The 10,134-nt window shown below is 61.8% G+C and carries 6 protein-coding genes; all 6 read left to right on the top strand.

Annotated elements, in window-relative coordinates:
* Nucleotides 1-253 precede the first annotated feature (253 nt).
* The gene (locus tag AACR77_RS19630) at nt 254-1,258 is read left to right on the top strand and encodes a substrate-binding domain-containing protein (RefSeq protein ID WP_042882348.1); all 1,005 of its coding nucleotides are present in this window, start codon (nt 254-256) and stop codon (nt 1,256-1,258) included.
* A gap of 645 nt (nt 1,259-1,903) precedes the next feature.
* Nucleotides 1,904-4,978 (top strand): beta-galactosidase, encoded by a 3,075-nt coding sequence (locus AACR77_RS19635; RefSeq protein WP_042882350.1) that lies wholly within the window; start codon nt 1,904-1,906, stop codon nt 4,976-4,978.
* Nucleotides 4,979-5,197: 219 nt separating this feature from the next.
* On the top strand, nt 5,198-6,184 hold the full coding sequence (gene mglB, locus AACR77_RS19640) for a galactose/glucose ABC transporter substrate-binding protein MglB (RefSeq protein ID WP_042882352.1): 987 nt from the start codon (nt 5,198-5,200) through the stop codon (nt 6,182-6,184).
* Nucleotides 6,185-6,237: 53 nt separating this feature from the next.
* A complete protein-coding gene (gene mglA / locus AACR77_RS19645) occupies nt 6,238-7,758 on the top strand; it encodes a galactose/methyl galactoside ABC transporter ATP-binding protein MglA (protein ID WP_010676015.1) in 1,521 nt (506 codons plus the stop codon).
* Between the two features lie 15 nt (nt 7,759-7,773).
* Nucleotides 7,774-8,784: a galactose/methyl galactoside ABC transporter permease MglC gene (gene mglC / locus AACR77_RS19650; RefSeq protein ID WP_010676014.1), complete on the top strand. Its 1,011-nt coding sequence runs from the start codon at nt 7,774-7,776 to the stop codon at nt 8,782-8,784.
* A gap of 57 nt (nt 8,785-8,841) precedes the next feature.
* On the top strand, nt 8,842-10,134 hold a 1,293-nt coding region (locus AACR77_RS19655), incomplete at its 3' end, for a methyl-accepting chemotaxis protein (protein ID WP_042882354.1).

A 10,134-nucleotide genomic window follows, 5' to 3' on the forward strand; every position in this document is an offset into this window, starting at 1 on the left:
GATGTAGCCGCAACCGCCGGTGACCAGTACTTTCATCCGTTGTTCCACCCTCAACTCCTCGCATCAGGAAAGCCTGAGCAGGAGTCTAGCCGAGGGGCTGACGGGCAAACTGTGAGCTGCTTAACAAATATGTGTAAACGATTACACTTGTTTTCATCGACCAATGTGGCAAGTTCTGATTTTTCCCCCCTGTTATCAGTGACATTGAACGGTATAATGCGGCCAGTTGCAGCGTGAAATAAGTGAAAACAGCATGAGCACCATCAAGGATGTCGCCCGTTTGGCCAATGTGTCAGTGGCAACGGTTTCACGGGTGATGAACAACTCACCCAAGGCCAGTGCCGCCTCCCGCGAGGTGGTGCTGAAGGCCATGGCCGAGCTGGGCTATACCCCCAACGCCAACGCGCGGGCCCTGGTCAGCCAGACCTGTGACACCATGGGAGTGGTGGTGGGGGACGTGGCGGATCCTTTCTTCGGCGCCCTGGTCAAAGGGGTCGCGGCAGTGGCGGTGGAGCAGGGCTTGCACCTGTTGATGGGTAATGGTTTTCACCGCGCCCAGCAGGAGCGGGAGGCCATCGAGCTGCTCATCGGCAAACGCTGCGAGGCACTGGTGGTGCACAGCAAGGCGCTCAGCGACGAGGAGCTGGTCGACTACGCCCTGCGCGCCCCCGGCATGGTGCTGATCAACCGCGACATTCCGAGTCTGAGGGGGCGCTGCATCGCCCTCAACAACCGCCAGGGTGCGGCGACCGCCACCCGTCATCTGCTGGATCTCGGCCACCGCCATATCGCCTTCCTGAGCTCGGATCACGCCATCGAGGATGCGCTGTTGCGCCATCAGGGCTATCAGGATGCCCTGGCGGAGGCGGAGGTCTTCGCCGATCCCGAGCTGGTGGAGAGCGGCATGCCCAATGAAGAGGGGGGCGAGCGCGCCATGCTCAACCTGCTGGCCAAGGGGTTGCCCATCACGGCGGTGGTGGCCTACAACGACGCCATGGCGGCAGGGGCCATCTCTGTGCTGGCGGACAACGGCCTCAAGGTGCCGGAAGAGGTCTCTGTGGTGGGCTTCGATGACATCATCTACGCCAGATACCTGAGACCCAAGCTCTCCACCATGCGCTATCCCATCGAGCTGATGGCGGCCCAGGCGGCCAAGCTGGCGCTGCAACTCGCCGCAGGGGAGAGCGAATCGGTGCAGAGTCGCATCTATACCCCCACCCTGATCAACCGCCATTCGGTCGCTCCCGTCAGGTCCTGATCGCAGCGCTTGCGCCCCCGTCGGCGCAAGCGCTGCACCTGGCGAACCCGTACTGCAGCCCATAACGCGCCCCCCATAGCTCAGACGATAGATAGCTCAGAGCATGGCTAGCGCAGACCACAGAGGGTTGCCTGAGGAGTGACAACCGTCCCCTCACACTCCCTGCCTGCCGAACTCGGCAGCTCTTCCCGCTCGTCTGTCACGAGCCCCTCTCCCCCGGCCTGCCGAGCCTCACTTCCGGCCAGATCCTGCCAGACGCCTGCCATGGCTTTTCTCTGCGCCGGGCAGGGGCGATCGTGGTCTCTGCACACTCCTTCGAGAGGCCGGGCTGTGTGCCCGGAACCGGGTTGAGGCGCTCCAACGCCTGATGGAGCGAGGGGGGCGTGATGTCGGGTCTTTGCCATGGCTTGCTCCGCTTGTTCGGCCATTGCCTCCCGGTTTCACACTCCCGGGCATCTTTTGCCCTTCCGAAGGTCCGCTTTTTCCCCCGTGGGTTATTTACCCGGATTTATCCGATTTTTACTCCGTTTTACTTAACAAAATGAGTGTAATCGTTTACATCTGTGTGAGCGGGATCGCCGATCACCGGGCAAAACTCTCCTACACTGCAGTGGTTTTCAGCGTGAATGCAGGGAGAAGTGAAGCATGCTCAGGGAGATAGTGGCCCGTCAGGATTGGCAGACCCAGGGGATCACCGCCGTGAACCGGTTGCCAGCCCATACCCCCTTGTCCAGTTGGCGCAGTGAAGGGGAAGCCAGGATGGGGGGGTTGTCACCTTCCCGCCTGCTGCTGGACGGCGAGTGGCAGTTCTCCTGGTTCGAGGCCCCGGAGCGGGTGCCGGAGCAGTGGCTGGTGGAGGATCTGCCGGATGCCTGCCCCATCAAGGTGCCGGGCAACTGGCAACTGGCTGCGGCCTATCCGGGGGCGCGGCCCGTCACGGATGTGCCCATCTACACCAACATCAAGTACCCCTTTCCCTGCGACCCGCCGCGGGTGCCTGCCGAGAACCCCACCGGTTGCTACTCCCGCGAGTTCACCGTTGCTGCGGACTGGCTGGCCGAGGGGCAGACCCGGATCATCTTCGACGGGGTGGACAGCGCGTTTCACCTCTTCTGCAACGGCCACTGGGTCGGTTACTCCCAGGACAGCCGGCTGCCGGCGGAATTCGATCTGACCCCCTTCCTTCAGGCCGGGGCCAACCGCCTCGCCGTCCTGGTGCTGCGCTGGTCTGACGGCTCCTATCTGGAAGATCAGGACATGTGGCGCATGAGCGGCATCTTCCGCTCCGTCAGCCTGCTGCACAAACCGGCCCGTCATCTGATGGATATCCGGGTGACGCCCGAGCTCGACGCCTGCTACCGGGATGCCCGCCTCAAGGTTGAATTGCAGGCGGCCAACGGAGCCGATCTGTCGGTGGAGGCCAACCTCTATGATGGCGACGAGCGGGTGGCGACCCTGCGCCAGCGGATCGGCACCCAGGCCATCGACGAGAAAGGGGTGTATGACGATCGCGCCGAGCTGTGGCTGACGGTAACGGCCCCACACAAGTGGAGCGCCGAGACCCCGCACCTCTATCGCCTGACCCTGACCCTGCTGGACGAGCAGGGAAGCGTCCTCGAGAGCGAGGCCCATGACGTGGGCTTTCGGGCGGTGGAAATCCGTGGCGGCCTGCTGCGGGTCAACGGCCAACCCCTGCTGATTCGTGGTGCCAATCGCCATGAACACCATCCCGCTACGGGTCACGTGGTGACCCCGGCTGACATGGAGCAGGATCTGCTGCTGATGAAGCGGCACAACTTCAACGCGGTGCGCTGCTCCCACTATCCCAATCACCCCGAGCTCTATCGCCTGTGCGACCGGCTCGGCCTCTATGTGGTGGACGAGGCGAACCTGGAGACCCACGGCATGACCCCCATGGGGCGGCTGGCGCGGGATCCCGCCTGGAGCAACGCCTTCCTGGAGCGGGTCACCCGCATGGTGGCCAGGGACTTCAACCACCCCTGCATCATCATCTGGTCCCTGGGGAACGAATCCGGTTATGGTCCGGCCCACGACGCCATGTATCGCTGGGTGAAGGGGGCGGATCCCAGCCGCCCGGTGCAGTACGAAGGGGGCGGGGCCGACACCCCGGCCACCGACATCATCTGCCCCATGTATGCCCGTACCCACCAGGATCAACCCTTCCCGGCGGTGCCCAAGTGGGCGCTGGCCAAGTGGATCGGCCTGCCGGAAGAGACCCGGCCGCTGATCCTGTGCGAATACGCCCACGCCATGGGCAACAGCCTGGGGGGCTATGCCCATTACTGGCAGGCATTTCGCGATCATCCGCGGCTGCAGGGTGGGTTTGTCTGGGATTGGGTCGATCAGGGGCTGGACAAGCAGACCGACGATGGCCGCCATTTCTGGGCCTATGGTGGCGACTTCGGCGACACTCCCAACGATCGCCAGTTCTGCTGCAACGGCCTGCTGTTCCCCGATCGCACCCCCCATCCCTCCCTGTTTGAAGCCCGGCGTGCCCAGCAGCCCTTTGTTCTTACCCTGCAGGGTCGCCAGCCGCTGACGGTGGAGATCCGCAGCGAATACCTGTTCCGCGAGACGGATAACGAGACTCTGCAGTGGCGTCTGTGTGAAGACGGCGTGGTGGTGAGCCAGGGTGAATGCCCGCTCGAGCTGGCCCCTCGGGAGAGCGTGACGCTGACCCTGTTGGAGCAACTGCCGGCCTTTGCGCCGGGGGCGCTCGCCTGGCTGGATCTCGCCATCGTGCAGCCCACCGCCACGGCCTGGGCCGGAGCGGGTCACGAGGTGGCTCGCCAGCAATGCCTGTTGCCCGCGCCCCTGGCGCTGCCGTCGGCCTGCCCGGCGGTCAGCCTGACCGAGCAGCGCGATCACTGGGTGCTTGGCGCCGCAGATTCCCTGTGGCAGCTCGACAAGGCCAGTGGTCGCATCGTCAGCTGGCAGAAGCAGGGCCGCGAGCGGCTGCGCGACGCCATCGCCGATCATTTCTATCGGGCGCCGCTCGACAACGATATCGGCACCAGCGAGGCGGATCACGCCGATCCCAACGCCTGGATTGCCCGCTGGCAGGAGGCCGGACTCAATGATCTGCAGCACCGCTGTCTCGGCCTGGAGGCGAGTCCGGAGCTGGGTCTTATCACGGCGCACCACGGCTACTTCGTGGGTGACGAGCCGAAGATCCTGACCCGCTGGCATCACAGGGTGGATGGGGAGGGCGCCATGCACCTCGCCATCGAGGTGGAGGTGGCCGCCGACATGCCCTCCCTGCCGCGCATCGGTGCCCGGCTCTGGCTGGCCGATGAACCGGCCGAAGGTGCCCCGGTGAGCTGGCTGGGGCTTGGCCCCCACGAGAATTACCCGGATCGCCGGCTCGCCGCCGATCTCGGTCGCTGGCAATTGCCCATCGAGGCGTTGCACACCCCTTATGTCTTCCCCACCGACAACGGACTGCGCTGCGATACCCGCGCACTGCAACTGGGGGATCTGGCGGTGGAGGGGCGCTTCCACTTCAGCGTCAGCCGCTACAGTCAGCAGCAGCTGGCCGAAGCCCGTCACCAGACCGATCTGGTGGCTCTGGGGGGCACGCACCTGTGCCTCGATGGCTTCCACATGGGGGTGGGAGGCGACGACTCCTGGAGCCAGAGCGTGCGGCCCGAGTTCTGGCTGTTGCCGGGGCGTTATCAGTGGCACTGCCGTCTGAGCTAGCCGGACCCGCCGTCGGGAGATGGCGAGATCCAAAGGCGGTTTCTCACGTAACTATTTAATTTTTAACAATATTACGGCTATGTAACAGAGTGTAAACGTTTTCATTTTGTTGCCAGGATCACAGACCGCCTCACAACAAACTGATTACATTAGGCTGGCGCCAGCTCAAACGGTGTACAGCATTCCCTACAAAAAACAGATAGAGATCGGAGCATAACAATGAAAAAACTCACGACAGTTGCCACCTTGCTGATGGGACTGATGGCGGGAGCCCAAGCCCAGGCCGATACCCGTATCGGGGTCACCGTCTACAAGTACGACGACAACTTCATGGCCGTGGTGCGCAAGGCCATCGAGAAAGAAGCGGCGGCCACCCCGGGTGTGGAACTGCTGATGAACGACTCCCAGAACGACCAGTCCAAGCAGAACGACCAGATCGACGTACTGCTGGCCAAGGGCGTGAAGGCCCTGGCCATCAACCTGGTTGACCCGGCGGCGGCCCCTGTCGTGATTGAGAAAGCCCGTGCGGACGAGATCCCCGTGGTCTTCTACAACAAGGAACCGAGCGCGGCCGACCTGGCCAGCTATGACAAGGCCTACTACGTTGGCACCGACTCCAAGGAGTCCGGAATCATTCAAGGCCAGCTGATCGCCAAGCACTGGAAAGCGCACCCCGAGTGGGATCTGAACAAGGATGGCGTCATCCAGTTCGTGCTGCTCAAGGGTGAGCCTGGCCACCCGGATGCGGAAGCCCGCACCACCTACGTCGTCAATACCCTGAACGATGGCGGCATCAAGACCGAGCAGCTGCACATGGATACCGGTATGTGGGATACCGCCATGGCCAAGGACAAGATGGACGCCTGGATCTCCGGTCCGAACGCCAACAAGATCGAAGTGGTCATCGCCAACAACGACGGCATGGCGATGGGCGCCGTGGAGTCCCTGAAGGCCCAGGGCAAGACCGCCATCCCGGTGTTCGGTGTTGACGCCCTGCCGGAAGCCCTGGCCATGGTCAAGAGCGGTGCCATGGCCGGTACCGTGCTGAACGATGCGGCCAACCAGGCCAAGGCCACCTTCGAGCTGACCAAGAACCTGGCCGAAGGCAAGCCGGCCGGTGAAGGCACCAACTGGAAGATCGACAACAAGGTCGTCCGCGTTGCCTACGTGGGCGTAGACAAAGACAACCTGTCCCAATTCGAGTAATTCCTCCCCTCAGGGCAAGGGAGATCCCCTTGCCCTCTTTTCAACCAGATGTGATGGCTGATATGACAACACGGCAACAATCAGAATGGCTGTTGGAGATGATTGACGTCAGTAAGAGCTTTCCTGGCGTCAAGGCACTCGATAATGTCAATTTACGGGTCCGTCCTCATTCTGTGCATGCGTTGATGGGCGAGAATGGCGCAGGGAAGTCCACGCTGCTCAAGTGCCTGTTCGGCATCTACGAGAAGGATCAGGGCAAGATCTTCTTCAAGGGACAGGAGATCAACTTCACCTCGTCCAAAGAGGCGCTGGAGAATGGCGTTTCCATGGTGCACCAGGAGCTGAACCTGGTACTGCAACGCACCGTGATGGACAACATGTGGCTCGGCCGCTATCCCACCAAGGGACTGTTTGTCGACCACGGCAAGATGTATCAGGACACCAAGCATATCTTCGAGGAGCTGGACATCGACATCGACCCCAGGGTCAAGGTCGGCACCCTGTCGGTTTCCCAGATGCAGATGATCGAGATTGCCAAGGCATTCTCCTATGACGCCAAGATCGTCATCATGGACGAACCCACCTCCTCCCTGACCGAGAAAGAGGTCAACCACCTCTTCAAGATCATCAACAAGCTCAAGGAGAAGGGGTGCGGCATCGTCTACATCTCCCACAAGATGGAAGAGATCTTCCAGCTCTGTGACGAGATCACCATATTGCGGGATGGCCAGTGGGTGGCGACCCAGCCCCTCAAGGGCATGACCATGGATCAGATCATCGGCATGATGGTCGGCCGCGAGCTCACCCAGCGCTTCCCGGAAAAAACCAACCAGCCCAAAGAGGTGATCCTCGAGGTCGAGCACCTGACGGCCAAGAACCAGCCTTCCATCAAGGACGTGACCTTCAACCTGCACAAGGGGGAGATCCTCGGCATCGCCGGTCTGGTGGGGGCCAAGCGCACCGACATCGTGGAGACCCTGTTCGGCATCCGCGATCGCAGCGAAGGGACCATCAAGCTGCACGGCAAAGAGGTGGCGAACCACAACGCCCACGAGGCGATCCAGAACGGCTTCGCCCTGGTGACCGAGGAGCGCCGCTCCACCGGGATCTATTCACGCCTCGACATCGCCTTCAACTCCCTGATCGCCAACATGGACAACTACAAGGGATCCATGGGGCTGCTCAGCGACAACAAGATGAAGAGCGATACCCAGTGGGTCATCGACTCCATGCGGGTCAAGACACCGACCCAGCAGACCCAGATCGGCTCCCTCTCCGGTGGCAACCAGCAGAAGGTGATCATCGGTCGCTGGCTGCTGACCCAGCCCGAGATCCTGATGCTGGATGAACCGACCCGGGGTATCGACGTCGGCGCCAAGTTCGAGATCTACCAGCTCATCCTAGAGCTGGCGAAGAAGGACAAGGGCATCGTCATCATCTCCTCCGAAATGCCGGAACTGCTCGGCATCACGGACCGCATCATGGTCATGAGCAATGGCCGGGTCGCGGGGATCGTCAACACCAAAGAAACTGACCAGAGCGAGATCCTGCGCCTGGCATCTCTGTACCTATAAAGACAGGAAGACATTATGGAGTCGGCTAAAAATTTCAATCTGATGCAGGCGCTCAAAGAGAACGGCATCTATGTGGTGTTGCTGGTGTTGCTCATGATCATCGTGATCAAGGAGCCCTCCTTCCTCAGCCTCACCAACCTCAGCAACATCCTGACCCAGTCCTCGGTACGGGTCATCATCGCCCTCGGGGTGGCGGGCATCATCATCACCCAGGGTACTGACCTGTCGGCCGGTCGTCAGGTCGGTCTGGCGGCGCTGATCGCGGCCACCATGTTGCAGGCCCTGACCAACGTCAACAAGGTCTTCCCCACCCTGGGGGAGGTGCCCATTCCGGCGGTGATCCTCCTGGTGTGCGTGGTGGGCGCCCTGATTGGTCTGGTCAACGGCCTGATCGTCGCCTACCTGAACGTGACGCCCTTCATCACCACCCTGGGCACCATGATCATCGTTTACGGCATCAACTCCCTCTATTTTGACTCCGTGGGGGCCTCCCCGGTGGCCGGGTTTGACCCTCGCTTCTCCAACTTTGCGCAGGGCTTCATCCGGATTGGCGGGTTCAAGCTCTCGTACCTGACCTTCTATGCGGCCATCGCCAGCGTCTTCGTCTGGGTGCTGTGGAACAAGACCCGCTTTGGCAAGAACATCTTCGCCATCGGTGGCAACCCGGAAGCGGCCAAGGTGTCCGGCGTCAACGTCGCCGTCAACCTGGTGGTCATCTATGCCCTGGCCGGTGTCTTCTACGCCTTCGGCGGCATGCTGGAAGCGGGGCGGATCGGCAGTGCCACCAACAACCTCGGCTTCATGTACGAGCTGGATGCTATCGCGGCCTGCGTGGTGGGGGGCGTTTCGTTTGCCGGCGGTGTGGGAACTGTCGCGGGTGTGATCACCGGCGTACTTATCTTCACGCTGATCAACTATGGTTTGACCTACATCGGTGTCAGCCCTTACTGGCAGTTCATCATCAAGGGCGGCATCATCATCCTGGCGGTAGCCCTGGACTCCATGAAGTACGCCAAGAAGAAGTAAGCATTGGCAGGGAGGGCCGGGTCATCCCGGCCCTTTCTCTTTGGAGGGACCCATACCATGGCATTCAAAGTCAAAATCAACGTGCTGTTGCTGCTCGCCATTCTGGTCACCATCGGTACCGCCTGGTTCAGCGTCAACCATTTCATCAGCGGCTACATCCGCACCCAGGCCACCCAGAACATCAACGAGCAGATCACCCTGGTCAGAGAGAAGCTGGCGGGTGACATCAACCAGAAGGTGCTGCTGGCCGCCAACCTCAACCTCGGGGTGACCAGCGTCAAGAAGGCGCTGCAGGAGACCGGCTTTCACAACATCGTCAAGCTCATTGGCGACATGGCATTCGACGCGAACGGGGTCATCGACGACAAGGCCAGGGTTGACGCCCTGCGCAAGCTGATCCCCGCCGCCAACAACCAGATCACCGTCAGCCCGCTGGAGCTGCTGGACGGCAAACCCGTCATCTCCATCCTGGTGCCGCGCGGTGCCGACTCCGCCTACCTCTACTACCTCGACATGAGCGAGTTCAAGACGCTGCTGACCAAGGTAAGCGGGGAAGGGCGTTACTTCTCCCTCACCGACAGTCAGGGACAGGTGCTCTACAGCAGCAAGCCCCAGGGAGAGAGCGAGAGCCGCCCCAACAAGCTGGATATTCGCGGCAGCGAGTGGACCCTGACCGGTTATGTGGATCTCGACTATATCCGGGCCATGACCCAGGCGCTCAACGGCAAGATCACCCTGGCCCTGCTCGGGGTGGCGGCGCTGGTACTGGCCCTCTCCATGGTGGCCCTCAACCTGGCCTATAGACCCATCCTCTCCCTGCGCGACCTGGTGCAGGAGCTCTCCCAGGGCAATGGGGATCTGACCCGCCGGCTCACGGTAACCAGCAAGGATGATCTCGGCCAGATCTCGGCGGGCATCAACCGTTTCATCGAGCAGTTGCAGGGCATGATGGGGGAGGTGAGACAAGCGAGTGGCCAGCTCAATGAAGGGATATCGGCATTGGCGAGGCAGACGGGGTCAGCCCAGGGCCTGCTGGCGGAGCATGTGCGGGAGACCGAACAGGTGGTCACCGCCATCAACGAGATGAGCCGTACTGCCGTCTCGGTATCGGAGAGCGCGGCCAATACTGCCCAGCTGACCGGCCAGAGCCAGCAACTGGCCAACCAGTCGCGTCAGGTGGTGGATCAGGCCATGGCCAGCGTCACTGCGCTGGTGACGGAGGTGGAGGCCACGGCACACTCCATCGAAGCCATGCAGCAGGATGTGCAGCAGATAGGCTCGATTCTCGGGGTCATCGGTGGCATCGCAGAGCAGACCAACCTGCTGGCCCTCAACGCCGCCATCGAGGCG

The organism is Aeromonas sp. ZOR0002 (assembly GCF_963866995.1).
GTDB classification, from domain to species: Bacteria; Pseudomonadota; Gammaproteobacteria; order Enterobacterales; family Aeromonadaceae; genus Aeromonas; species Aeromonas caviae.